Consider the following 24,340-nt stretch of genomic DNA (forward strand, 5'->3'; position numbering starts at 1 on the left):
GAAGCTGTTGCGGATCAGGTGCACGTTATGCCGACGTCGGCATAACGTGCATAGTGGGTATCCGGTTAGCTCAGGTAGTCTGGCTAGATGTCGAGACCGGATTTTCCGCGGACGATTCTGGAGTTCCAGGCACGGTTTGGTGACGAGAAGGCGTGTCTGGACTATCTGGCTGAGTGCCGCTGGCCGGACGGCTACGTGTGTCCGCGGTGTCAGGGTCGGTATGCCTGGCCCCTGGCGGCGCGGGGACTTTGGGAATGCGCCGCCTGCCGTTACCAAGTCTCGCTGACGGCCGGTACTGTGCTCCACAAGACCCACACAGCGCTGCATTTATGGTTCTGGGCGGCCTACCTGATGACGACGGGTACCCCGGGGATCTCCGCCCGGCAGCTGCAGCGACAGCTCGGATTGTCCCGGTACGAGACGGCGTGGACCATGCTGCACAAGCTGCGCCGGGCTATGGTCAACCCGGAACGCACCTTGCTGACCGGTGAGGTCGAGGTGGACGAGTGCGAGGTCGGCGGTCCTGAGATCGGCAGACGCGGCGGCAGGAGCCTCACAGCCCGGGCCACGCAGGTCGTCGTCGCAGTGGAGGTGCGCGGCCAGGGCTCGGGAAGGGTGCGAATGAAAGTGATCCACGATGCCTCCGGTGACACTCTGACCGGTTTCGTGATGGACACCGTGGCCCCTGGGGCCATCGTGCATACTGACGGGTGGATGGGCTACGCCCCCTTGGCCAAAAAGGGCTACACCCACCGCCCTCGCTCCCAGCGGGCTGCCAAGAAGGCCGGCGACACCGACCCGGTCCTTCCCCGCGTGCACCGCGCCATCAGCAACCTCAAGACCTGGCTGCGGGGAACCCACCGCTCCGTAGGCAATGAACACCTACAGGTGTACCTGGATGAATTCACGTTCCGCTACAACAGGCGCGGCACGCCCATGGCGGCCTTCCAGTCCCTGCTCGGCCTCGGCACTACGCAAGCACCGACGACCTACCGCCAAATCACTGCCCACGATCCGGGATCGGACCCCGTTACCTGAGCTAACCGGATACCCACTACGTGCATTATGCCGACGTCCGGATTATGCCGATGTGGCCTCGGGTTCCGTTTCGGGGCGGGGGTTTTGTGCTGGCGAGGTCGGCATAATCCGGTGAGTTGATCCATGCTTGCCTTTCCGTTCTGGAGAGGAGAGCGTCATGGTCAAGTTGCTGCGGTCGTTAGTGAGCGGGCCGTTGGAACCGCACGTTGAGGGGTTCGCCGAGGAACTGCTTAGACAGGGGTATTCGCGGGCCTCGGCCGAGCAGCACGTCTGTTTCATTGCGCATCTGGATCGCTGGATGCAGGCAGCGGGCGTCAGTCTTGGCGATCTGAGCGGTCAGGTCCTGGAGGTCTATCTGGTTGAGCGCCGTGCGGCCGGTTATCGGGAATACCGGTCAGTGAAGGCCTTGCGGCCGCTCCTGGACTACCTCGTTCGGCTGGGAGTGGTGCCTGTTCCGCCGGAGGTTCCGCTGGGACCGATGGAGGAGCTGTTGTCCCGCTACCGTGTCTGGCTGCTTCGTGAGCGGGGCCTGACCGCGGGCACGGCGCGCGGCTACGTCGACTGCGTGCGGCCGTTCCTTGTGAGTCGTCTGCGCGGTGACGTGCTCGAACTTGCCAGCCTGACTGCAGCCGATGTCACGGGATTCGTTTTGACTGCTTGTTCTGGGCGGGCCGTCGGGTCGGCGAAGTTGATCGTGTGCGCGTTGCGGTATGACGTCCTCGAAGGCCACGTGGCCCTGGATGTTCAGTGCCTGGACCGGATCTATCTCAATGGCTACGTCCCGAACCTGCAGGTCGGCGGTCAGGTCGTTTCGTTCATGACCAGGCATCTGGGCGATCGAATCCCTTCCCCGGCGATCCTGGAAAAGATCGGAACCGTCTTTCGCCGCTCGGTGAATTCCTTTGCCGAGGCCAACCACATCCCGTTGATCCGCTTCGCCAAGGACGACCGCAAGATCGACGTGATGCGACGCTATATGCGCGCGCAGGAAAGGGTTGGCCGGTCCGGAGTCGTCGCGATCGGGGTTGCCCAGGAGTACCAGAATGTTTTCGCCTCCACCCAGCGCCAAGGCACCAACGGAATCCCGTGCTTTGGCTTCCACAAGGCAGACCGGCGGGTGACGTGTTTCTACTTCTATCTCTGGGATGCCGACTTCGGTCCGGCGTTCATCAAGATCTGCGCGTACTTCCCGTATCCAATCAAGGTCTGGATCAATGGGCACGAGTGGGCCAAGCGCCAAGCCACACACGCGGGGATCGCCTTCACCGAACTCTCCAACGGATTCGCCGCTTGCGAGGATCCCCGGTCGCTGCAGGAGATTTGTGACCGACTCGGCCCCGGTAACATCGAGGTTTTCTTCCAGCGCTGGCTCGCCGTGCTCCCCTTGCCGCTGACCGATCACGATGCGGACGCCGGGTACTGGTGGGAGCTGTCCATGCGCCAAGTCGAGATCTCCGGGACCCTCGTCTTTGACGCGCCCCGCCACGCCCGCGGCTTCTTTGAGGCACTCGTCGCGGACAATCTCGATATCGGCCGGCCCGACAGCGTCGAACTCATCTTCACCGGACATGCCCCGCACAGCAGAGCCGGACGACCAGTCAAAGTGGGAACAGTATGTTAAACGAAGATTGTCACCCGGGACACCGACGTGACCGTCAACGCGTTCTACAAGCATTCAAGGATCAAGCAATACCTCAAGGACGGCCGGGCACTGCGTATCGAAACCGTCGTGAACTCACCGGACGACCTGCGCTGCCACCGCCGTCTGGAGCACCTGCCCGAACTGCAGTCCAAAGCCCGTGACATCAACGCCCGGCTGCTCGATACTGAACGCGTCGGGCAGGGCCGTGTCCTTGCGAACCCAGCCTTTGAGCGGGTCGCGCTCCCTACGCTTACCGCGGACGGAAAGAGGGCTCCGGCCTTACGGTTCGGTGACCCCCGGGTCATGGCCCTGCTCGGCGCCTTATGTGTCAGCCTTACCGCCCTCGGATTCACCCATAGGAGCCTGCGAGCCCGGGTGAACCATCTGCTGGGCATCGGACACAGCGCCAACCAAATGAGCTACGACCTTGCCAGGCTGCGCCGCAACGGACTCATCGAACGACGCCCACACACCAACACACCTACAAGCTCACCGCTGATGGGCTACGTGTCGCACTGTTCTACACCAAGGTCCACAACCGGCTCCTGCGCCCCCTCCTCGCAGCAGACAAAGCCCCCGCACCGGCACCACTGCGCCAAGCCCTGGCAACCATCGACCGCCACGTCAACGGCTACATCGACAACGCCCGGATGAAAAACACTGCCTAGAACTCAAGACAAAGATCAAAGTTCTGACCAGCAAGGAACGCTAGGAGCGCGGGTCAGTAGTCGGCCGGGTTCTTAAAACGCCGTGTGAATTGCCGGGGTGCGGGAGGGGTGGCTGGAAGAATCGGGAGTATGAATTCCGGTTCCCAGGATGGCCTTTTTGATGAAGCTCTCGTGGAGCGGGTGGAGCGTTTTGATGACGGGATCGTTGAGGCCGGTGCTGGTGTGAAGAAGCGGTTCAAATCCTTTGAGCCGGACGCGGTGATGCTGGTCCCGCCGTCGCTGGATGAGTGGTTGCCGGGCAATCATCTGGCCCGGTTCATCGCTGATCTGGTGTCCCGGGAGCTGAATCTGTCCCGGTTCTACGGCTCGTATGGGAAGACGAAGGGCCAGCCGCCGTATGATCCGCGGTTGATGGTCCGGGTCCTGCTTTACGGCTACTGCGTCGGGGTGCGTTCCTCCCGGGAGTTGGAGCGGGCGTGCGTGGACGTGGTCGCGTTCCGTTGGCTGGCCGGGCAGCAGGCACCGGATTTCCGGTCCATCGGCCGGTTCCGCAAACGCCATCTCGCGGCGTTGGGGAACGTGTTCCTGCAGGCGCTGGAACTCTGCCGGGCCGCGGGCATGGTCTCCTTGGGCCGGGTTGCCCTGGACGGGACGAAGGTCCGGGCCAACGCGTCCCGGCGAAAGGCGATGAGCTACGGACGGCTGACCGAAAAACAGAGGATCCTCGCCGCGGAGGTCTCGGACATGCTCGCCGACGCCGAGGCCGTGGACAGGGAGGAGGATGCCCGGTTCGGGGCGGATACGCGCGGCGATGAGCTCCCGCCGGACCTGGCCGACCGGCAATCGCGGCTGGCGAAGATGGCCGCGGCCCGCAAACAGCTCGAAGAGGACGCGGCAGCCAAAGCACGCCAAGAGGCGGAGCAGAAAGCCCGGGACCGCGGCGATGACGACGGGGCGGCTGCGGCCAAGGGCGAGGAAGCCGCGGCCAAAGCGGAGGTCAGACCGAGGGCCCAGCGCAATTTCACGGACCCCGACTCCCGGATCATGAAGACCGCAGACGGCTCGTACCACTATTGCTACAACGCCCAGGCCGTGGTCGACGCGGACCATCAGGTCATCGTCGCCACCGATCTGAACAACACCGCGGTGGACGTGCAGCAACTGGTCCCGATGACCGAACGCACCGCCGAAACCCTGGGCCGGATGCCCGCCCAATGGACCATTGATGCCGGATATTGTTCAGCAGCCAACCTCGAACACGTGAAGGAAATCGAGGCCGCCGGCGGGACCGAGTTCTTCATCGCGACCGGCCGGCTCAAACACGGCGAAAAGGTTCCCGAGACGCCCCGGGGCAGGATCCCGGCCACCGCCACACTCCGGGAACGGATGGCGAGGAAACTCAAAACCAAGAAGGGCCGGGCCGTTTACGCGCGGCGCAAGGCGATCATCGAACCGGTCTTCGGGCAAATCCACACCCGCCAGGGCAAACACGTACTCCTGCGCGGCCTCGAACAGGCCAAACACGAGTGGGAACTGATGGCAGGCTGTCACAACCTGCTGAAATTGTTCACTTTCAAAGCCAAAGCCGGTCTCAACGCCCCGGCCGGAGCCTGACCCACGGGCCAAGGCGGCCACGGCTGCCCGGCCCGCGGCCGCTGCCAATCCTCGAAGGAGGCCCACCACCGCCGCGGACAGCCCGGTCATCAAGATGGCAACGTGTCACCGGTCAGTAGACAGGACCACTCCTGGATGACGGAAACCACTACCGCCCCACGCTCCTAGGGGGGAATCTGCCACGCGGGGTCAGCGCCAGCCGAGCTGCGGAGCCACATACTTCAGGATCGACTCGATGACGTGGGCGTTGTAGTCGACTCCGAGCTGGTTCGGGACCGTGAGCAGTAGGGTGTCTGCCGCGGCGATCGCCTCGTCCTCGGCCAGCTTCGCGGCCAGCTCGTCGGGGGCACCCGCGTAGGACCGGCCAAAGACCGCGCGCGTTTTCTCGTCAATGTTGCCCACCTGGTCGGAGCTGTGGCGGTCGCGGGCGAAGTATTGCCAGTCGCGCTCGTCCGTCAGTGCGAAGATGCTGCGGCTGACCGAGACGCGCGGCTCCCGCTCGTGCCCCGCCTCCTTCCAGGCCTGCCGGTAGAGCTCGATCTGCTCGGCGTGCTGGATATGGAACGGCTTGCCGCTCTCGTCATCCTTGAGCGTGGAGCTCTGCAGGTTCATGCCGAGCTTCGCCGCCCAGACGGCCGTGGCGTTCGAGCCGGAACCCCACCAGATGCGCTCACGCAGGCCCTCCGAGTGCGGCTCCACGCGCAGCAGGCCCGGAGGGTTCGGGAACATCGGGCGCGGGCTCGGCGCCGCGAAGCCCTCGCCAGTGAGCACCTCGAGCAGACGCTCGGTGTGCCTGCGGCCCATGTCGGCGTCCGACTCTCCCTCGGCGGGGGCGAAGCCGAAGTGACGCCACCCGTCGATGACCTGCTCGGGTGAACCCCTGCTGATGCCCAGCTGCAGCCGGCCGCCCGAGATCAGGTCGGCCGCGCCGGCGTCCTCCGCCATGTAGAGCGGGTTCTCGTAGCGCATGTCGATCACGCCGGTACCGATCTCGATGCGGCTTGTCCGTGCCCCGATCGCAGCGAGCAGCGGGAACGGGGAGGCGTATTGCTGCGCGAAGTGGTGGACGCGGAAGTAGGCGCCGTCCGCCCCCAACTCCTCGGCCGCGACCGCAAGGTCGATCGCCTGCAACAGCGCGTCGGACGCGTTGCGCGTGCCGGACTCCGGGTGGTCGGTCCAATGGCCGAAGGACAGGAATCCGATGTTTTTCACACCATAAACCAACGTGGGTGACGGCAGTTCTTATTCCCGCGGGGCCTCAGCCTCGCACCCCCTCCCGCGGCACGGGCCGCCTCCGCCACGGCCGGAAATGCGGCCCGTCCGTCGCCTCCCTAACGGGTCGCACAGGGGCAGTGAATCGTTCAGGGTCGCGGTTTCCTGTCGGAGGAAGCGCGACAGTTCCGGCAAGGGTCCCGGCGTCCCGCCGGTCCGTATGGCCGTCTTAAGGATGCCGAAGGCTTCGTGAACCGCCGCCAGCACGCCCGTGCCCTGCGTACTCGATCACAGCCATTAGCCGTGGATCCCGCCGTCTCCCTACGCAGCGGACGGACAGGTCGCCGGCCACGCCGCCGGAAGGAGCACCGGACCAGGACCGTGATCCTGGACCGGCCTGCAGAAGTGACCGGCAGATCAGTACCAGGGCATTGGGGACTTAATCATTGGAAGGGCGGCCGCTCAGCCATTGCCACACTGGTCAAACGGACGACACGCTTCATCGTCCTCGTCCTGGTGCATCTGGCAGGGAACCGCGGTGCTTAGAACCTACGCGACCGGTTGGCTGAATCGATGAGCCCGCTCCCGGCCCATCTGCGTCGTTCCCTGACTTGGGATCAGGGCACTGAAATGGCCTGCCACCAGGACTTCACACGGCGGACCCTCATCCCGGTCTACTTCTGTGACCCCGCCAGCCCCTGGCAGCGCGGCTCTCAGGCGAGTCCCCTGGCAGGCAAGCTGGGCCGCCGTCGTCCACCCGTCGCGTTGATTGGGTGGGTCTGAAACCATCCGGCGGTTGGGTAGCCATGGTCAGGCGAGGGTGGTGAGCCTGAGCGAAGCGACCTTTGCGGTTCCTCCGGTGGTGTACAGCGATACACCGGTGCTGGAGGGGTCCGGGAAGATCAGTTCGGTGAGGGTGACTTCTCCGTCTTGGGCGAAGATCTCCACAGAGCAGTGATCAACGAAAATACGCAGGTTATACGCTCCATCCACGGCACGCAGGGGCGCGGTGTCGATCGATGCAAAGGCGCTGTGGAACGCCGTGTTGCCTGAGACCGTTCGATCCACGAGCAGTCTGCCGTCACCCGGACGGATGCCGATCCTTGTACCTTCGTTGCCGTTGCCGCGGATCACGAGGCCAAATTCATCTGCGGAACCGGGCACAAACGTTACCTCGATGAGTTGCACGGCGCCCCCTCCTGCCACGGAACGGATGCCATCGACGTCGAGCTCTGTGTAGGCAACTGTGCGGGTAAGCGCTGCGGGGTCACTCACTGCCTGCTGGGTGAGGTGCGGTGCCCCTTCGGAGGTGACCAGCGAGACTTCGCGTACAAGCGACATGGGGCTTCGCCACGGGGAGGTTGGAATGTCGTTGCCGTACTGCCAGTTGTTCATCCAGGCCATCATGAGCCGGCGGCCGTCCGGAACGTTGCTGAAGGAAACGGCAGCGTAGTAGTCCCGGCCCCAGTCGAGCCAGTGATACTCGGTCAGGCGCGCCGGATCCTGGTCGCCTTCAGTGACCGTGGTTTCGGACCTGAACGTCACGCCGTCGAATTCGCCAACGAAGTACTGTCCCGCAGATCCTCCGTTTGGCCCGCCGGGATTGAGGTTAACGGTCAGGACCCATCTGATCAGGTCCTCGTTCCCGTCAAGTGGAAGCGGGAACAGGTCAGGACATTCCCAGACTCCGCCGGTGGCGTTGGCGGGCCCGAAACTGCTGAGGTAGTCCCAGCTCTTGAGGTCATCGGAGCGGTACATCACGACGGTGAAATCCAGTGCCTCGACAGCGACCATGACCCAGTAGGATCCGGAAGTGCCGTCGTACCAGAAGACCTTCGGGTCCCGGAACTCGGCCGAGTCCCTGCTCAAGACGGGGTTGCCGTGGTATTTGGACCAGGTGTAGCCGCCGTCGGTGCTCCACGCGAGTGACTGGGCCTGGATCCCGGCGTGCTGTGAGTTCTCCTTGTAGGCACTTGTGTAGATGGCGACCAGGGGTGCAGCAGTTCCGTCGCCGAGTCCGCTGGTGTTGTGCTGGTCGTAGACGACGCTGCCGGAGAAGATGTCCTCGTTTTCGTCGCAGGCAATGGCGACGGGTTGTTCTGTCCACGTGATGAGGTTCGTGGAGGTGGCGTGCCCCAGGACATGTTTCCCCAGACATTCCCGAAGGGGTTGTTCTGGTAGTAGAGGTGGTAACTACCCTCGTAGTAGATGAGGCCGTTGGGGTCATTGAGCCAGGTGTCCTTGCTGGCGTAATGCATCGCCGGCCGGAAAGCTTCACGTGTGGGCGCGGTTACCGCGGTCATGAATCAAAGTCTCGTTTCATTTCGTCTTCCTGAGGAAGGGTGGGGCGGCCTTCCAGCCGGCGAACGGCGCGGGTCGCTGTTCGGCGGTTGGACGGATGCTGGTGTTAGCAGTTGCTCTTGTATCGGTCGTACGTCCGCTTCGCGGCGGGATGCCCCGGCCATGAGCTGGATGTCTTAGGTGATAGAGCGATTTGGAAATGACTCCAAAGGCGGGAGAGGTCGGACTGAGTTAGGGGAAGAGGTTCCGGGCTCCTCCAAAGATCTCAGCCATGGTCCAGGCATCGAAGGAGAGCAGCCTCACGGTACCCTCGGCGGCCAGGCTCACGTGCTCACCGGCCAGGGTCGGGTAAACGCGGGCGGTGAGCGGCTTACCGTTGGCGAAAATTTCGACGGCGGATCGGTCCACCAGGACGCGCAGGTGCACCCGGCCGTCGGGCATCGGGAGCGGTCCGGACTTGTCCTCGACATCAACGGTTGGATCGAGGCTGCTCTGAGTACGGTCGAGGCGGAGTGTGCCTTGGCCGCCGCCTTCCGTGGTCCGGCACAGCTCGATCACTGTTTCCTCCTTGGATTTGCCGGAGACGCCACCGTCAGCCGATCCCAGCAAGCCCAGTCGCAGCACAGCACCAGGCTCGAGCTGCACATCCAGTTCGAGGTCCAATTGGCTGCCGGACACCCCGGTAGCCACAGGTGCCCCGGTACCCACCAGCTCCTGTCCGGGCAGGCCCACATGGTCCCGGCGCAGCTTCTCGATTTCGGGCACGGGCGCGAACACCAGGGTTCCGTCGTCGGCCAGGGTGGTGACGCGCGGAAGGCTCATGACGCCCGACCACCCGGCCTCGATCATCGCGGCGTCGCTGCGGCCCTCCTGAAGCCAACCAAATAAGATGCGTCGGCCGGACTCATCCTGGAATGACTGCGGCGCATAGAAGAACCGTCCACCGTAGTCGAGCCGATGCAGCCCGGCGGGCTCGAAGGAGTTTTCCGAATAGCGGCCGGTCCAGTACAGCGGGTGGCGGGTGTCGCCGTTGTCCCATGCGGAAAAGACCAGCACGTCGGGCGTGTCACCAGAAGTAGGAACCGTACCCAACGAGCCCCCGCGTGCCCGGAACAGGTCCACGCATTCCCACATGGTCCCGGTCCAGTCGGAATCGGCAGGATCGCCCTGTGAGGCGTCGCCGATGAACAGGGGCCCGACGTATTCCCAGGAGCGCAGATCCGCCGACTCGTACAGGAACGCCGTGCCGCCGCGACCACGAATGCCCGAACCTACCAACTGCCGCCAGGTGGAACCCTCGCGCCACACGCAGTGATCGCGATACGCCGTGATGTCCACCCCGGCCGGCGGGGCTGCGATAACCGGGTTCTGAGGCAATTTGCTCCAGCTCAGCAGGTCTGCGGATCCCACGGCAACGCAGGGCAACTCCTGCTCGCCTAGCCGTCCCGAGTACACCAAGGTAGGCGTGCCGCCGTCGTTCACCAACACCCCCGACCAGCAGCCGTCGGCGTCCGGACCTGCGGAAGGTTCCAGCGCCACCGGCTGGTCCGTCCAGTGGACGAGGTCGGTGCTGGTCGCGTGGCCCCACTGGATGCGGTGGTGGAAGGCGCCTTCGGGGTTGTACTGGTAGAAGAGGTGGTAGGTGCCGTTCCATTGGCTCACGCCGTTGGGGTCGTTCAGCCAACCGGCCGGGGACACGAAATGGAAGCGCGGCCGAAGAGGGTCCGCATCGGCACGGGCAATCAGTTCGTCCTGGGGAACGGTGCCGAGCGGGTGCGTCGGTTCAGTCATGCGGAGGCCTTGCTGTCCGTAGGTTCAGTTGCCAGCGCGTGGCCGCCGGCCCCAGCCTGCGGGCGGTAGAGGTGGCAGCGCACCCAGTGGCGGTTTTCGGGGTCGCCCACGCGGTGGCGAACGGGTTCCTCGGCCGAGCAGGTCTGGTTTGGGTCGCCGTCGAAAGCGCAGCTGGTCGAAGCCATCACAGCCTGGCGCAGCTCGGCCCGACGGACGGGATCGTAGGAGCCCGCCCGGGCCGGATCCGGGACGGCAGAGACCAGCAGCCGCGTGTACGGGTGGGCCGGATTGGCCAAGAGATCCAAGGACTCGCCCTCTTCAACGAGCTCTCCCGCGAACATGACCGCCGTCCGGTCCGCGAGGTATCGGGCCGAGGCGAGGTCGTGCGTGATGTAGAGCATGGAGATTCCCTGCTCATCGCGGAGCTTTCGCATCAGGTTCAGCACGCCGATCCGGACCGAAACATCCAGCATGGAGGTGGGTTCGTCGGCGAGGATGACCCGTGGTTCCACGGCAAGGGCCCGGGCAATCGCGACTCGCTGGCGCTGCCCGCCGGAGAGCTCGTGCGGGTAGGAGTTCAGCATGTCGGCCTGCAGGCCCACGGTGGTCATGAGCTCCTCGAGTCGCTGCTGCGTCTCTGTCTCGGAGCTGCCGCCCTTCCGGTGGATCGCTAGCGACCTCCGCAGGAAGTGCTCCACTCTGTGAGCAGGATTCAGCGAGCCGAAGGGATCTTGGAAGACCATCTGCAGTTGGGAGCGGAAGGCTCGCGATGCTTGGAAGCGGTCGCGCTTGAGGACGTCGACGCCGTCGATCAGGATCTCGCCGGAGCTCGGCTTTTCCAGCCGGGCAACGCAGCGGGCCAGGGTGCTCTTACCCGACCCGGACTCTCCCACGAGCGCCACGATTTCGCCGCGGCCAATGGTCAGGTCCACGCCGTGCAGGGCCCGGACGGACTCCCGGGAGAACAAACCACCTATAGGGAAAGACTTTCCTAGTCCGCGGACCTCGAGGGCTGGAGCTTCGGTGTCAGCGGAGGGGCGCTGGGATGACAGTACAGCGTGGCTCATCGTGCGGCTCCTTCCATGATGGCGGTGTCAGCCGCTGAAGCGTCGGCACCGACAGGTGCCACGAAATGGCCGGGTGCCGCTTCGGTGAGGTCCGGGATGTTCCGGAACTTCACGCCGTCGGGCAGTCCGGTCAGCGGAACCCGCGGACCGGTGAGCGGCGGGAACGCACCCATGAGGGCCTGCGTGTAGGGGTGGCGGGGGTTGGTGTAGACGTCCTGGGCTTTCGCGGTCTCCACGATCCGGCCGCCGTACATCACGGCCATGCGGTGCGAGAGCTCCACCATGAGGGACATGTCGTGGGTGATGAAGAGGACGGAGAAGCCCAGTTCGCGTTGGAGTTCCTTGATCTGCGCCATGATTTCCTGCTGCACCACCACGTCCAGCGCGGTGGTGGGTTCGTCGAGGATCAACAGGGACGGCTTGAGCGCCACGGCCATGGCGATCACGGCGCGCTGCCGCATGCCGCCCGAGAGCTGGTGCGGGTAGGACTTGAGGCGTGCGGGGTCGATCCTCACCAATTCGAGCAACTCACCGGCACGCCGCAGCGATTCCTTGCGCGAGTAGCCCGCATGAGTGGTGAAAATATCCACGATCTGCTCGCCGATGGTCAGCACCGGGTTGAGCGAGTTCATGGCCGACTGGAACACCATGGCCACGTCCTGCCAGCGGAAACGCCGCAGCTCCTCCGGGCTCATGGCCAGGACGTCCTTGCCGCCGAAGGAGATGCTGCCGCCGGCGATCTTCGCGGGATCCTTAAGGAGCCGCATGATCGAGTTGGCGATGGTGGACTTCCCACAGCCGGACTCGCCCGCCAGCCCGAACACCTCACCGGTGCCGATGCTGAAGGAAACACGGTCGACGGCGGTAGTGGAGCGGGTGTCGCCGATGTACTTGACGGTGAGGTTCTTGACCTCCAGGACGGGCTCGTGGGAGCCGAAGGAAACTTGGGAGACTGTCACTTGGCGGCGCTCCTTTCGGTGATTTTTGGGGTTTTGATCTTCCGCAGCCGCGGATTAGTGACTTCGTCCACGGCGTAGTTGATGAGCGCCAGTGCGAACGCGACCAGCGCGATGCAGACACCCGAGGGAACAAAGACCCACCAGCTGCCGGTCAGTAGGGCGCCCTCGTTGCCGGCCCAGAAGAGGTTGTTGCCCCAGGAAACGGTGCTCACGTCACCCAGGCCAAGGAACTCCAGGCCTGCCTGGGCGCCGATGCCGTAGATCACGCAGGCCAGCAGGGTACTCATGACGATCGATGCCATGTTGGGCAGGATTTCGCGGAACATGATCCGGCCGGCCCGTTCGCCGGACACCACGGCCGCGGCCACAAAGTCCTTTGAGCGGATGGACAGCGCCTGGGATCGCAATACACGTGCCGACCCAGCCCAGCCGGTGACCACGAGGACCAGGATCACGGTTCCCAAACCCGGCGGCAGGAACGCGGCCAGGATGACAAGGAGGGGCAGTCCGGGCAGGAGCAGGAAGACGTTGGTCACCAGGGACAGTGCTTCGTCAATGAACTTGCCAAAGTACGCCGAGGCCAGGCCCACCAAAATGCCGATGAAGGTGGATGCGAAGCCGACAGTCAACCCGACGAACAGGGAACTGCGGGAGCCGTGGACAGTCAGGGCAAGCACGTCCTGACCTTTGGCCGTGGTGCCGAGCCAGTGCTCGGGAGACGGTTCCAGCGAGGCCATCGCGGTGATCCGCGACGGGTCTCCGGGGAACAGCACGGGGGCCAGCAACGCAAGCGCGATGAACACGAGCATCACGATCATGCCCACCAGGGCCTTCTTGTTGGTGATAAGTCCGTGGACGAAACTGCGGTTGGGCTTGAGGGCAGCTGTGGGCTCAGTGGGCTGCTTGAGAATTGCGGTTGTCATGATGGGTCCCTCAGTTGCTGCGCACGCGCGGGTCGAGGCGGACGTAGAGGATGTCCACCAGGAAGTTGGCCAGCAGCACGGCGGCGGTGATGGTCAGGAACAGGCCCTGCATAAGCGGGTAGTCGAGGCCTTGGACGGCGTTGAGGAGCTGGTAGCCGACGCCGGGATACGCGAACACCACCTCGGTCAGCATGGCACCGCCCACCACGAAGCCTAGGCTCATGCCGAAACTGGTCACGGAGGGGAGCATGGCGTTGCGTGCGGCGTAGCGGAACATGATGCGTCCCGGCCGTAGTCCCTTGGCCTCGGCCATGGTGATGTAGTCCTCGGAGTTGGTTGCGATCATGGTGTTGCGCATGCCAAGCATCCACCCGCCGATCGACACCAGCACGATTGTCAGCGCCGGAAGCACCAAGTGGGCGCCGACGTCGGAAAGGAACTCCCAGGTGAAGCCGGGTTCCACACCGTCACTGAACGCGTGGCGCAGCGGCGACCAGCCTAGGATCACTCCGAACAGGTACAGCGCGCCCATGGCGAGCCAGAAGTATGGGAAGGAGCCGATGAAGATCAACACTGGCGGCAGTGCGGAGTCGATCGCGCCGCCTCGCCGCCAGGCGGCCAGGATGCCGAGCAAGTTACCTACGACGGCGGCAATCACCAGTGCGGTGCCGCCGAGCAGGAGGGTCCAGCCGATCTGGGCGGCGATGACCTCGGTGACCGGGGCGGGGAAGCGGGAAATCGAAATGCCCATGTTGCCCGTGACAATGTTGTGCAGATAGTCGATGTACTGCTCCCAGATGGGACGGTCGTCCACACCGAGCAGCTTACGCAGTGCGTCGATCTGTTCAGGCTGCATCTTGCCCTGGGTACGGGCAAACATGCGCGAGACGGGGTCACCGGGCATGAAGCGCGGGAGCAGGAAGTTCAGGGTGATGGACGCCCAGAAGGCGATCAGGTAGAAACCCAGTCGGCGCAGGATAAAGCGCACGGTTTCCTCCATTCAGGTATTGCGGTAATGGGGAGGGGCGGCATGCCCGGCGCGGTGATCCGGCGCCGGGCATGCCGGGCTGCTGGGCCCTGCGGGGCCCAGCTGTTACTTGCGCGGTTCCAAAGTGGTGAGAATCAGCACCGTGGTAGGAGAACGATCGGAAAGTGTGGCATAAGGGTTGTCCTGCGACGGCCATCCCGTGAAGTGGACGTCCGTGTAGTCGCCCCATTCAGGTCCTGAGAACAGCGGCACCAGCGGGGCGGCGTCGTTGTATTCTTCCTGGAGCTTGTACGCGACGTCCTTCTGCTTGGCTTCATCGCCGGCGGCAACGAAATCCTGCAGGAGCGCATCGGCTTTGGGGTCACCAAAGCGGTGGTAGTTGTCGAACGTCTTGGTGCCGACCGGCTTCACTGTGGCGCTGCCCATGGCATTGTTGAAGTACTTGAACGGGCTGGGATCGTTGGCGCTCCAGACAATGCCGGAGTCAAACGTGCCCTGTTCGTATCCGGCCACCACGGAGGCCCAGTCCGGAGAGTCCACCTTGGCCGTGACTCCCACTGCTTGGAGGTTCTGTGAGATCACGTTGGCTACGGACAGCCAGTCGGAGGAGCTGGCGCCCACGGAGATCTTGAACTCGAAAGGCGTTCCATCCTTCAAGGCGCGCTTGCCGTCGGCCCCCTTGGGGTAGCCGGCTTCGTCCAAGACTTTGTTGGCTTCGTCCACGTTGAGCTTGGTCCAGCTGCAGTTGTCCTTGACGGCCGGGTTCTTCCACTTCTCGTAGTTGCCGGAAAGGCCGGTGCAGTCGGCGGGCTGGGCGTAGCCGCTCATCCCGATCTTGGTCACTTGGTCGCGGTCCACGGCCATGCTGAGCGCCTTGCGCACCTTTGGGTCGTTAAACGGAGCCTTGGTGGTGTTGAGCTGCCAATTGATCATGGCACCCGTGGGCGGGAACCAGTAGTGGCGGTGCTCCTTATCTTTGGAGATGAAGGTCTTCTCGATGTTTGGGATGAACTGGGTGGACCAGTCGACATCCCCGTTGACGCTGGCCAGATTGGCTGCGTCGTTGCCGGACATTGCAAGCATCTTGATGCCAGCAATCTTCTGTTTTTCCGGCTGCCAGTAGTTGGGGTTTTTCTTGAGTGCGTAGGACTGAGCCTGGAAGGAATCGACCTCCGTGTAAGGTCCTGTTCCCACGGGCGTGGCGTTGGCGTCCTTCGCCGGGTCGGCGATCGCAGACCAGATGTGCTTGGGCAGAATGGGTAGCTGGCCCACTTCGTAGAGCGCCGGAGACCAAGGCTTGTTGAAGGTGAAGGTCACCTTGTTGGTTCCCTCGGCGGTGGCGCCGACGAGGTACTCGTAGCCGCCCTTGAGCTTCTTCTGCAGCTCGAACGTGTAGGCGACGTCGTCGGCCACGAGTGGCTTGCCATCGGACCACTTCACACCGTCGCGCAGGGTGAAGGTGATGGATTTGCCGTCAGCAGCAGTCTTCCATTCGGTGGCGAGCCACGGCGTCGTGTCTCCCTTGGCCGGGTTGAAGACCAACAGGGGTTCGTAGATCGCCTGGTTGACCATGGGATTCACCGCGGGCGCAAAGGGATTGAAGTTGCGGTCGAAGGTGCTCATGTCTTCCCGTGGGATGGTGAGCATGGCGTTCGTGTTGTCCGAAGTCGAGGAGCTTGTGCCTGACTTGTTGACGGTGGCTGCACAGCCGGTCAGCAGCAGTGCGCCTACCGCCAGCCCGGCCGCGGTGATGCGGGCAGACCTCAGGAATCGGGGTTGTGTCATGATGGTTATCTCTTTCCTATCTTCATCAGCAAGGTGAAGGGGTGGGTAAGGGTTAGCTCTTCGAAACTTGATTTCGCTGTCAGACCGAAGAGCGTTCTAGCAGCGGACAGTCGACCAATTGCTGGTCGGCAGTGATCGGCTGTCCTGCTGTAAGAGCGGCGAGCGTCTGGACTCCCAGAGCGCCCATTTTTTCGAATGGCAACGCAACCGTGGTCAGCTTTGGCCTGAGGTAGGCCGCAATGAGTTCCTGGTTATCGAAGCCGATCACGGCGATGTCTCCGGGATGGTCAGTCCCCGTTCCTTGATGGCGTCGTAGGCGCCCATCGCCATGCGGTCATTGAGGCAGAACAGGGCAGTTGGCCTTTGATCTTTCGGATAGCGGTCCAGGATTTCGCAGGCCGCCTCGTAGCCCCCATCCGCCGTCGCATGCCCGGACACCACCAGCTCCGGATCCAGTTCCAGCCCGGCGCCCGCGAGTGCTTCTCGTGCACCCTCCAAACGCCCGACGGCCGCGGGAATGTGCGGCTCCAGATTGATGACTCCGATCCTGCTGTGGCCGGCCCGGAGCAAACGATCGACGGCAACCCTGCCGCCCGCGCGCTCGTCCGGGACGATCGAGGGCAGCTTCCCGTCCGCGTCGAAACAATTGATCAGGACAGTGGGAACCTCGTGGGCGCTTTCCGGAACATGCACGCCGCGATGGTATGTTGCCGCGTACAAAAGTCCTTCCACTCGTTGTTCCAGCAGCTTTTCAATTGCTGCATCTTCCAGGCCTTGGTTGGGTCCTACGGCATCGGCCTGGTCGGAAGGCGCGATGAGCAGGAACCGGTGGTCAAGCCAGGCTTGATCCTGGGCGCCCTTGATGATGTCCACCGCAAACGGGGCCGTCACGATCTCGGTGACGAGTCCGTACCAATCACTGCGCTGGGAAGCCAGTGCGCGTGCTCCGGCGTTCGGGCGGTAACCCAATGCCTGCACGGCGTCGTTGATGCGGGTGCGCGTTTCCTCAGAAATGCTGGCGTTTTCGCGGTTGCTCAGCACGAACGAGACCGCCGTACGGGAGACACCGGCGTGCTGGGCGACATCACTCATGGTGACACCCCGCTGCCGCACAGCCGCGGCTTTCTGGGGGGTCGTGCTTTTCGCCATTGAATGCTCCGGTGTCTTCGTTGATCCTGGGTGTAGTGTCAGGGTTCGGTCTGAGGTCGTATCGCAATCGTTGGCAAGTAACGCGGGTTACCTTCAACGATGTGATTGAGGTTACACGCGTTACCTCGTAGCTGTCAACGGCTTCCACCGGCATGCCACCCGGCACGAGCACACATTGAACTTCCTGGTGGCGGCTTAGCTGGCCGCTTGTTTGGCCAGTGTGCGGGCGAGGCGGTAGGAGTCGGTCCCGGTTTCGATGATGGTTCCGTTGAAGGTGAGCCGGTCCGCGACGGCCGCGCAGAGGCGCGGGTTGGTGAAGGTTTTCGTCCAGCCGGAGAAGGATTCGTTGCCACCGAGGCTTTCTCTTCGCGTTCGGTGAGGACCTGGAAGAGCAGCTCGGCTCCGCGTTTGTCCAGTTCCATGTGGCCCGGTACTCCTGAAGGTGCCGTGAGCCGCCAAATTTGTTTTAGTGGGCAGGGTTTCGGATGTATTGGTAGACGGTTTCCCGGCTGACGCCGTGTTCGCGGGCCAGTGCCGCTTTCGACTCGCCCGTTGCTGCACGCCTGGACAGTTCTGCCGCCTGCTCCGTTGAGAGGGCTTTTTTGCGTCCCCGGTAGGCTCCGCGTTTTTTGGCCAGGGCAATGCCTTCGCGTTGCCGCTCTCCGATGAGGGCACGCTCGAATTCCGCGAAGGCGCCCATGACAGAGAGCATGAGGTTTGCCAGGGGTGAGTCTTGGCCGGTGAAGACAAGGTTTTCCTTGACGAACTCAATGCGGGCGCCGCGGTTAGTCAGTTTCTGCACCAGGGAGCGCAGGTCATCGAGGTTGCGTGCCAGCCGGTCCATGCTGTGCACGATGACGGTGTCGCCGTCGCGGGCGAACTTCAGGAGTTCCTCCAGCTGAGGACGTTTGGTGTCTTTGCCGGATGCTTTGTCCGTGAACATCCGGCCCACCTGGATGTCCTCCAGCTGTCGTTGGGTGTTTTGGTCCAGGCTGCTGACTCTGATGTATCCGAGACGCTGACCGCTCACGCCATCTCCAGGATTGAAACTGTCAGGATGGAATTTAGGACCTGCGGCAACATGTGTCAATAAATAAAAATGGACTTCATTCTGACGGAGGTGTTGGGTCATTGCCTGACGTCGGGTTGGGGTGTACCCCAGATGGACATCCCGCACGGCTGGAGCATTCGAAGGGACCAAAAGGCGATTTGCGGTTGCCCTATGGCTACAACCTCGCAAGAGGCCCGCTTGGTCGCAGGTGAAACATCCCTGCCTCTGGAGGAAGATCGCCAATCTCCGAGGTCGACACCGTTGTCTCCTCCTGCTCGGCTTCTCACCGCCCGGCGATTTAGTTATGTTCGCCCTGCTCCCTCGTAGGCCCGGTGTGGCCACGCGCCTCCGGCAGATCCGAGGATCGGAGCATCCGAGCGGGAGATGACTGGTTGGATTGGCCTTGGCTATCGCCGCGATTGCTGCGGTCCGCGTGCTGGGATTGATCCATCGATCAGGCGGTAAGGGCCCCGGGTTGATGTTGTCTGCATCGGATATCCTGTCCCGTGATTTTCGTTGAAACCGTTGACTTGTCCGGTGGACAGGTCGTAGATTCCCGTTTTGACAACGTTGTCTACGCTCCGGTGAGCGTTTACCTTGCCGCCGGGGCGGTGCTGGCCATGGGCGCCTGGATCCAGATCGGACGCACCAACGCCGCCAGCCCGAACGCCGGGGTCGATCTGAACCTGGACTCCATTACCGCCGTCGTGATCGGCGGAACCAGCCTCTTCGGCGGCCGCGGCTCCATCTGGGGTTCCTTGCTTGGAGCATTGATCGTCGGCATCTTCCGCAACGGCCTCTCCCTCGCAGGCCTGGACGTTCTCTACCAGACTCTCGCCGTCGGCATCCTGATCATCGTTGCCGTGTCTATCGACCAGTGGATCCGAAAGGTCAAGTCATGACCATGACAGAATTTGCAGCCTCCCACACCGCCACCCGCGAACCCATCCTCAAGGCCAGGAACCTCGTCAAGACCTTCGGCCGGGTCGTCGGTCTCGACGGCGTGAGCCTGGACCTGTACCCGGGCGAAGTCCTGGCCGTCATCGGCGACAACGGTGCCGGCAAGTCCACGCTCATCAAATGCCTCACCGGCGCCGAAATCCCCGACACCGGGGAACTCTACGTATCGGGGAAACAGGTGCACTTCAAACGACCCCAGGACGCCCGGGTCCACGGAATCGAAACGGTCTACCAGAACCTGGCCGTTTCACCGGCACTCGATGTCGCCTCGAACCTGTTCCTCGGCCGCGAAGAACGACTCCCCGGCCCCCTGGGGAGCCTGTTCCGGATGCTCGACACCAAAGGCATGCGCAGGAAGGCCAAGGAAGAACTCACCCGCCTGGGCATTTCCACCCTGCAGGACGTCACCGTGCCGGTGGAAAACCTTTCCGGCGGCCAGCGCCAGGCCGTCGCCGTCGCCCGCGCAGCGGCTTTCGGGTCCAAAGTGGTTGTCCTTGACGAGCCGACGGCCGCCCTGGGCGTGCGCGAATCGAACCACGTCCTCCAACTCGTCCGCGACCTGCACGACCGCGGCCTGCCGGTCATCCTGATCAGCCACAACATGCCACACGTGTTCGACGTTGCCGACCGGATCCACATCCAGCGCCTGGGCAAGTGCGCGGCCACCATCACCCCGCAGTCACACAGCATGACCGACGCCGTCGCCATCATGACAGGCGCCGCAAAGGCCTGACCGCGGCCGCCCCTCCAGTTCCGCTGGAGCCCCCTCCTCCGTCCGCGCCTCCGTCCGCGGACCTGCTAACAGGTCCGCGGACGGATCCATACCGGGCTCCCACCAGTTAACCCGAAGAAAGAACCCCGATGCACAAGCCCCAACCGGACGGCTCCAACCACGAGCTGATAGACGTTGTCGTCATCGGCGAAGCCCTGATCGACATCGTCAACGGCCCCGAAGGATCCATCAGTTATCCGGGCGGGTCCCCGGCCAACGTCGCCTACGGCCTCGGCCGGCTCGGCGTCCGGACCGGGCTGCTCACGGCAATCGGCGACGACGAACACGGCACCGCCATCACCAACCACCTCCACAGCGCAGGCGTCGAGCTTCTTCCCGGATCCACTTCTCTTGAACGGACGGCAACCGCCACCGCGACATTGGCTGCCGACGGCTCAGCCAGCTACGAGTTCGACATCGCCTGGCAGCTGGCACCTGCGGCGCCGGCCATGATCCCGAAAATTCTGCACACGGGCTCGATCGCCACGTTCCTGGCCCCGGGAGCCGGCACCGTCCGCACTCTTCTCGAGCAGTGCCACCAGTCCTGCCTGGTCACTTACGACCCCAATATCCGCCCTGCTCTCCTTGGCAGCCACACCGAGGCAACGACGATCTTCGAGGACCTGCTTCCGCTCACGGACGTCGTCAAACTCAGCGACGAAGATGCACACTGGCTCTACCCCGGATGGTCCCCGGACGACGTGGCCGCCCACTTGCTGCAACATGGCGCGCGCCTGGCCGTCATCACCAAGGGCGCCGACGGTGCCCTGCTCGCCACACCTGGCGCCCGGTTCAGCATCCCGTCCGTGAAAACCGAAGTTGCCGACACCATCGGGGCAGGCGACTCCTACATGGCCGCTCTCATCTTTGGACTGCTGACCCGGGGCGAGGAAGCATTCGGGCCGATCGCGCTCGAAAACATCGGACAAACCGCGTCAATGGCCGCCGCAATCACGGTCAGCCGCCCGGGCGCCAACCCGCCGACCTCCAAAGAGCTTCTTACAAGGCTGGCCGAGCGTCAACGACCCTATGCCACCATCTAGTCCGGGTAGCCGTCCTCGCCAAACCACGCCCCCCGCGCGAACTTAGGAAGAATGGAAAGGATCCTCTTCCTGCTGGAATGGCTCCAAGACCCCGATCTGAGGCCGCCCTTCGGGACGACGAGGCGCACGCAGCCCGCCGGTTCGATGTCCAATATTGAGGCGGCCGGGGACGCTGGTTCGGATGGTGGTCAGTAGCCGCAGGGAGCGCTTGTGGCTGCCGATTCCGAACGGGCTTTGGCCGTGCCAGTTTTAAGCGGCCCGCGGCATGGCCAAGAGGAACGGCCAATAGGACCGCGAAAAATCATCGGTTCCGCTACAAAGCAGCGGCCCGGACCAGAAGACGGGGCCCCGCTGCACGGTCACGCGGCTCCGGAGACACCGGACCCACGTGTCCTTGTGCAGGAAACGATCTACGACGAGGTCGTACAGAAGTTGGCCGACAAGGCAAACCAGATCCGTCTTGGGGATCCTCTGGACCAGCCCCAGTACCCGTGTTCCTGGATTTCACCGCTGTATCCTCCGGCGGCCACCCGCGCGGCCCCTTCTGGGAAGGTGTTGGAGGAGTACAGCGCCTCAAACCCGCGTGCTTCCGGGTTGACTGCTTCGATCCAGCGGCCGTGCTCTGCGGGCTCCAAACCAGCCCCGATCAGTGCGTCGCGGTGCTTCTTGAACCAGCGCCCATAGGCCTCGGCGTCGTCCCAATCGGCAATGATGACCTGGTTATCGAAGCCCTGTTCGTCCGTGTGGACGGCGTGCTCACGGGATATCGGTCCGTCTTCTTGTGCACACAGCTCCCACATTCCAGCGGAAGCTACTTTCGCATCACTGAGGAGGACTAAAGAAGACGGTCGTTTTGAAACACGGGGCTGGGCCGTCCGCTAATGTCGCATAGGTCGAAAGGAACCTCCCGCATGCCACACGTATAGAGATGCCTTGGAGGTAAGGGAAGTCGGCCTTTCACCGCAGCCCGGCCGGAGTGAACCTTGCTTGGTACCAAATCTCAGCAGCGTTGAGTCAGTAGCGTTAAGACGGTTGTTTAGCCATGGTGTGGGCGAGGCGGTAGGAGTCGGTGCCGGTTTCGATAATGGTGCCGTTGAAAGTCCGCCGGTCCACACCCTGAACCACCAGAACGGCAGCTAAACCGGGCACCGCGGGCCGGCCCTCGTCGTCAGGCAAGCAGGACTCGATGGATATGACGCTTTGCAAGCGCTTGCGTTAATTGTTGAAATCGTCCTAGCATGGACGCATGACAGTAAGCGTGGAATCGGTCGCGGAAATGGCTGGAGTTTCTGTATCGACGGTCTCTCGTGCCCTGCGTTCCGTCCCTGGCGTGTCAGCCGCGACTCGCAAGCGCGTGCAGAATGCCGCCCGGGAATTGGGCTATTCGGCGTCTCCCGCTGCTTCGCGGCTTGCTACGGGCCGGACGCACGCTGTGGGCATTGTGGTGCCGGTCCTGGCGAAGTGGTTTTTCGGAAAGGTCATCGGTGAAGCTGCGCAGACCCTCCGCGAAGCCGGGTTTGACGTGCTCCTTTTTGAGCTGGCCACCCTTGCGCAGCGGGAGCGGTTCTTCGGTGGCGCGCATCTGCATGGCCGGACTGACGGGGTCATCATCATGGCGCTGCAACCCACGAAGGACGAGTTGGAATCGCTCACTTCGCAGGGTCAGGCAGTGGCGTTGCTGGGTGCGGAAGCGCAGGGCATCGGTTCAGTATCCGTGGACAACGTCGGCGCCGGGCGGGCTGCCGTGAGGCATCTGCTAAATCTCGGCCACGAACGGATCGCGTTCATCGGCATCCGTGATGAGGAAGGCAGCAACCTCGGCGGTGTACCTCCCTTGCAACGGCTCATGGGCTATCGGGAGGCCCTCTCCGAAGTCGGACTGCCCCGGGACAGCAAGCTTGAACAGTTGGATGAGAACAGTGTCGCCGGGGGTGCCGCTGCCATGTCGCGGCTGCTTGTCGCGGAACAGGTCCCGACAGCGGCTTTTGTCGCCTCCGATGAGATGGCCTTCGGTGTTCTCAAGGTCCTCCGCAAGGCAGGCTTGGACGTTCCACGGGATTTCTCCGTGCTGGGGTTCGACAATCATGAGCTCTGTGACGTCGTGGACCTGACAACCATGGACCACGAAGTAGCCGAACAAGGACAGGACGCCGCCCGGATCCTCCTGGACATCCTGAATGGACGGCCCCCTGCCACCCTCGTGTTTCCGGCGCGCCTGGTTGTGCGGGAGACCACCGCACCTCCCCGTGCCCTGCGCTCAACTGCCAGGACCCCGGATTCTCCTCATTCCGCCGGACACTCCGGCACCCCCTGAAAGGAAACTTCATGCAATACCGCAAACTCGGCACCGGCGGCATGTACGTCAGCGCCATAGCACTGGGCAACTGGGCTACGCATGGCGAAACCGTGGACCAGGACCTCGCCACGGAATGCGTCCGCAAGGCGCTGGATCTGGGCATCACCACTTTCGACACCGCGGACGCCTATGCAGGCACCAAGGCCGAATCCATGCTCGGCGAAGCCCTGAAGGGAGTCCGGCGCGAAGGCGTAGAGATCATGACCAAGGCGTTCTTTCCCACGGGACCGGGCAAGAACGACCGCGGCCTGTCCCGCAAGCACGTCATGGAATCCATCAACGGTTCGCTGAGGCGTCTGCAGACGGACTACGTGGACGTTTACCAGGCTCACCGCTACGACTACGAAACCCCGCTGGAGGAAACCATGGGGGCCTTCGCGGACATCGTCCATGCCGGCAAAGCCCACTACATCGGCGTGTCCGAATGGACCGTGGAAGAGATCCGGGCCGGCGCAGCGCTGGCGGCCGAACTGGGCATCCGGCTCGTGTCGAGCCAACCGCAGTACAACATGCTGTGGCGCGTGATCGAGCCTGAGGTAGTACCGGTCTGCGAAGAGCTCGGGATCACCCAGGTGTGCTGGTCACCGCTGGCTCAAGGCGTGTTGAGCGGCAAATACGGTGCTTCCACGGTTCCAGCCGGCAGCCGTTTCAGCGACGATGACGGCGGACTGAAGACCGAGCACAAGTTCATGCAGCCGGAGGTGCTGGAACGCGTGGAGAAGCTCAAGCCGATAGCCCAAGATCTAGGCGTGCCGTTAGCCACCCTGGCCGTGGCCTGGGTGTTGGCCAACCCGAACGTTTCCGCAGCGATTGTCGGCGCCAGCCGCCCCGAACAGCTCAACGACACAGTCAAAGCTGCCGAGCTGGTTCTAGGGCGCGAAACGCTTGAACTGATCGACGATACTCTTGGCGACGTCGTGGAGCGCGACCCTGCGAAGGTTGAGTCTTTCCCGGAGCGGGTTTAAGCCGGAACCGCCACAACCCATAGAGCCCCGGCTGCTAAGGCAGGTTTTTGGTGGGG

General features: G+C 63.4%; 17 protein-coding genes and 7 pseudogenes. 11 read left to right on the top strand and 13 right to left on the bottom strand.

All coding sequences use genetic code 11. The features are described from left to right. The first annotated feature begins 87 nt into the window (after nucleotides 1–87). The 4 genes from FCN77_RS10920 (at nucleotide 88) to FCN77_RS10930 (ending at nucleotide 4,962) form a co-directional block, all read left to right on the top strand. Nucleotides 88–1,038: an IS1595 family transposase gene (locus FCN77_RS10920; protein WP_137322286.1), complete on the top strand. Its 951-nt coding sequence runs from the start codon at nucleotides 88–90 to the stop codon at nucleotides 1,036–1,038. A gap of 157 nt (nucleotides 1,039–1,195) precedes the next feature. Next, the gene (locus FCN77_RS26265; RefSeq protein ID WP_217496274.1) at nucleotides 1,196–2,659 is read left to right on the top strand and encodes a hypothetical protein; all 1,464 of its coding nucleotides are present in this window, start codon (nucleotides 1,196–1,198) and stop codon (nucleotides 2,657–2,659) included. Between the two features lie 27 nt (nucleotides 2,660–2,686). Beyond that, nucleotides 2,687–3,334, top strand: a complete 648-nt coding sequence (locus tag FCN77_RS26270; RefSeq protein WP_217496275.1) for a hypothetical protein — start codon at nucleotides 2,687–2,689, stop codon at nucleotides 3,332–3,334. Nucleotides 3,335–3,477: 143 nt separating this feature from the next. Then, nucleotides 3,478–4,962 carry an IS1182 family transposase gene (locus FCN77_RS10930; protein ID WP_137322287.1) on the top strand — a complete coding sequence of 495 codons (1,485 nt, stop codon included), beginning with the start codon at nucleotides 3,478–3,480 and terminating at the stop codon, nucleotides 4,960–4,962. A gap of 189 nt (nucleotides 4,963–5,151) precedes the next feature. On the opposite strand, the gene FCN77_RS10935 is transcribed toward FCN77_RS10930, so the two are convergent. From FCN77_RS10935 to FCN77_RS10990, 11 genes and pseudogenes are all read right to left on the bottom strand, one after another. Further along, complete coding sequence (locus FCN77_RS10935) at nucleotides 5,152–6,174, bottom strand: LLM class flavin-dependent oxidoreductase (RefSeq protein ID WP_137322288.1); 1,023 nt, start codon at nucleotides 6,172–6,174, stop codon at nucleotides 5,152–5,154. Nucleotides 6,175–6,984: 810 nt separating this feature from the next. Continuing rightward, nucleotides 6,985–8,477, bottom strand: a pseudogene (locus tag FCN77_RS10945) (glycoside hydrolase family 32 protein). A gap of 229 nt (nucleotides 8,478–8,706) precedes the next feature. Then, nucleotides 8,707–10,266: a glycoside hydrolase family 32 protein gene (locus FCN77_RS10950; protein WP_137322289.1), complete on the bottom strand. Its 1,560-nt coding sequence runs from the start codon at nucleotides 10,264–10,266 to the stop codon at nucleotides 8,707–8,709. Beyond that, a complete protein-coding gene (locus tag FCN77_RS10955) occupies nucleotides 10,263–11,333 on the bottom strand; it encodes an ATP-binding cassette domain-containing protein (protein ID WP_137322290.1) in 1,071 nt (356 codons plus the stop codon). Before FCN77_RS10955 ends, FCN77_RS10950 begins: the two co-directional genes overlap by 4 nt. Then, nucleotides 11,330–12,292, bottom strand: coding sequence for an ABC transporter ATP-binding protein (locus FCN77_RS10960; RefSeq protein WP_137322291.1), 963 nt, complete (start codon nucleotides 12,290–12,292; stop codon nucleotides 11,330–11,332). The genes FCN77_RS10955 and FCN77_RS10960 overlap by 4 nt, the downstream gene beginning before the upstream one ends. Continuing rightward, a complete protein-coding gene (locus FCN77_RS10965) occupies nucleotides 12,289–13,215 on the bottom strand; it encodes an ABC transporter permease (RefSeq protein WP_137322292.1) in 927 nt (308 codons plus the stop codon). The genes FCN77_RS10960 and FCN77_RS10965 overlap by 4 nt, the downstream gene beginning before the upstream one ends. 10 nt (nucleotides 13,216–13,225) lie before the next feature. Continuing rightward, entirely contained in the window at nucleotides 13,226–14,203 is a 978-nt protein-coding gene (locus tag FCN77_RS10970; protein WP_137322293.1) for an ABC transporter permease, read from the bottom strand. 105 nt (nucleotides 14,204–14,308) lie between these two features. Next, nucleotides 14,309–15,988, bottom strand: a complete 1,680-nt coding sequence (locus FCN77_RS10975) for an ABC transporter substrate-binding protein (protein WP_137322294.1) — start codon at nucleotides 15,986–15,988, stop codon at nucleotides 14,309–14,311. Between the two features lie 79 nt (nucleotides 15,989–16,067). Then, nucleotides 16,068–17,137, bottom strand: a pseudogene (locus FCN77_RS10980) (LacI family DNA-binding transcriptional regulator). Between the two features lie 195 nt (nucleotides 17,138–17,332). Next, nucleotides 17,333–17,565 (bottom strand): annotated as a pseudogene (locus FCN77_RS26275) (ATP-binding protein); the annotation flags it as partial. A gap of 38 nt (nucleotides 17,566–17,603) precedes the next feature. After that, nucleotides 17,604–18,167 (bottom strand): recombinase family protein, encoded by a 564-nt coding sequence (locus tag FCN77_RS10990; RefSeq protein WP_137322295.1) that lies wholly within the window; start codon nucleotides 18,165–18,167, stop codon nucleotides 17,604–17,606. A gap of 605 nt (nucleotides 18,168–18,772) precedes the next feature. Here FCN77_RS10990 and FCN77_RS10995 point away from each other — a divergent pair. The 4 genes and pseudogenes from FCN77_RS10995 to FCN77_RS27670 form a co-directional block, all read left to right on the top strand. After that, a pseudogene (locus FCN77_RS10995) lies at nucleotides 18,773–19,090 on the top strand (ABC transporter permease); the annotation flags it as partial. Next, nucleotides 19,087–19,881 (top strand): ATP-binding cassette domain-containing protein, encoded by a 795-nt coding sequence (locus tag FCN77_RS11000; RefSeq protein ID WP_137322296.1) that lies wholly within the window; start codon nucleotides 19,087–19,089, stop codon nucleotides 19,879–19,881. The pseudogene FCN77_RS10995 and the gene FCN77_RS11000, both read left to right, overlap by 4 nt. A gap of 128 nt (nucleotides 19,882–20,009) precedes the next feature. After that, nucleotides 20,010–20,963 carry a carbohydrate kinase gene (locus FCN77_RS11005; protein ID WP_137322297.1) on the top strand — a complete coding sequence of 318 codons (954 nt, stop codon included), beginning with the start codon at nucleotides 20,010–20,012 and terminating at the stop codon, nucleotides 20,961–20,963. A gap of 240 nt (nucleotides 20,964–21,203) precedes the next feature. Next, a pseudogene (locus FCN77_RS27670) lies at nucleotides 21,204–21,401 on the top strand (hypothetical protein); the annotation flags it as partial. Here the strand turns inward: FCN77_RS27670 and FCN77_RS26285 are convergent. Next, nucleotides 21,374–21,763: a phenylacetaldoxime dehydratase family protein gene (locus tag FCN77_RS26285; protein ID WP_368074328.1), complete on the bottom strand. Its 390-nt coding sequence runs from the start codon at nucleotides 21,761–21,763 to the stop codon at nucleotides 21,374–21,376. The pseudogene FCN77_RS27670 and the gene FCN77_RS26285 sit on opposite strands and share 28 nt — an antisense overlap. Before the next feature lie 223 nt (nucleotides 21,764–21,986). Beyond that, nucleotides 21,987–22,076: pseudogene (locus tag FCN77_RS11015) on the bottom strand (AAA family ATPase); the annotation flags it as partial. A gap of 163 nt (nucleotides 22,077–22,239) precedes the next feature. Here FCN77_RS11015 and FCN77_RS27675 point away from each other — a divergent pair. The 3 genes and pseudogenes from FCN77_RS27675 to FCN77_RS11025 form a co-directional block, all read left to right on the top strand. Then, a pseudogene (locus FCN77_RS27675) lies at nucleotides 22,240–22,293 on the top strand (hypothetical protein); the annotation flags it as partial. After that, nucleotides 22,294–23,277 (top strand): LacI family DNA-binding transcriptional regulator, encoded by a 984-nt coding sequence (locus FCN77_RS11020; protein ID WP_254678946.1) that lies wholly within the window; start codon nucleotides 22,294–22,296, stop codon nucleotides 23,275–23,277. 11 nt (nucleotides 23,278–23,288) lie between these two features. Continuing rightward, complete coding sequence (locus FCN77_RS11025; RefSeq protein ID WP_137322300.1) at nucleotides 23,289–24,284, top strand: aldo/keto reductase family protein; 996 nt, start codon at nucleotides 23,289–23,291, stop codon at nucleotides 24,282–24,284. The last annotated feature ends 56 nt before the right edge of the window (nucleotides 24,285–24,340 follow it).

The organism is Arthrobacter sp. 24S4-2 (assembly GCF_005280255.1).
Classification (GTDB): domain Bacteria; phylum Actinomycetota; class Actinomycetes; order Actinomycetales; family Micrococcaceae; genus Arthrobacter.

What these genes read in the sequence shown, in the direction of transcription:
- FCN77_RS10975 (WP_137322294.1), bottom strand. Translation starts at nt 15,988, where the DNA reads ATGACACAACCCCGATTCCTGAGGTCTGCCCGCATCACCGCGGCCGGG.
- FCN77_RS11005 (WP_137322297.1), top strand. Translation starts at nt 20,010, where the DNA reads ATGCACAAGCCCCAACCGGACGGCTCCAACCACGAGCTGATAGACGTT.
- FCN77_RS26265 (WP_217496274.1), top strand. Translation starts at nt 1,196, where the DNA reads ATGGTCAAGTTGCTGCGGTCGTTAGTGAGCGGGCCGTTGGAACCGCAC.
- FCN77_RS10965 (WP_137322292.1), bottom strand. Translation starts at nt 13,215, where the DNA reads ATGACAACCGCAATTCTCAAGCAGCCCACTGAGCCCACAGCTGCCCTC.
- FCN77_RS10930 (WP_137322287.1), top strand. Translation starts at nt 3,478, where the DNA reads ATGAATTCCGGTTCCCAGGATGGCCTTTTTGATGAAGCTCTCGTGGAG.
- FCN77_RS10920 (WP_137322286.1), top strand. Translation starts at nt 88, where the DNA reads ATGTCGAGACCGGATTTTCCGCGGACGATTCTGGAGTTCCAGGCACGG.
- FCN77_RS10950 (WP_137322289.1), bottom strand. Translation starts at nt 10,266, where the DNA reads ATGACTGAACCGACGCACCCGCTCGGCACCGTTCCCCAGGACGAACTG.
- FCN77_RS10955 (WP_137322290.1), bottom strand. Translation starts at nt 11,333, where the DNA reads ATGAGCCACGCTGTACTGTCATCCCAGCGCCCCTCCGCTGACACCGAA.
- FCN77_RS11025 (WP_137322300.1), top strand. Translation starts at nt 23,289, where the DNA reads ATGCAATACCGCAAACTCGGCACCGGCGGCATGTACGTCAGCGCCATA.
- FCN77_RS11000 (WP_137322296.1), top strand. Translation starts at nt 19,087, where the DNA reads ATGACCATGACAGAATTTGCAGCCTCCCACACCGCCACCCGCGAACCC.
- FCN77_RS26285 (WP_368074328.1), bottom strand. Translation starts at nt 21,763, where the DNA reads ATGTGGGAGCTGTGTGCACAAGAAGACGGACCGATATCCCGTGAGCAC.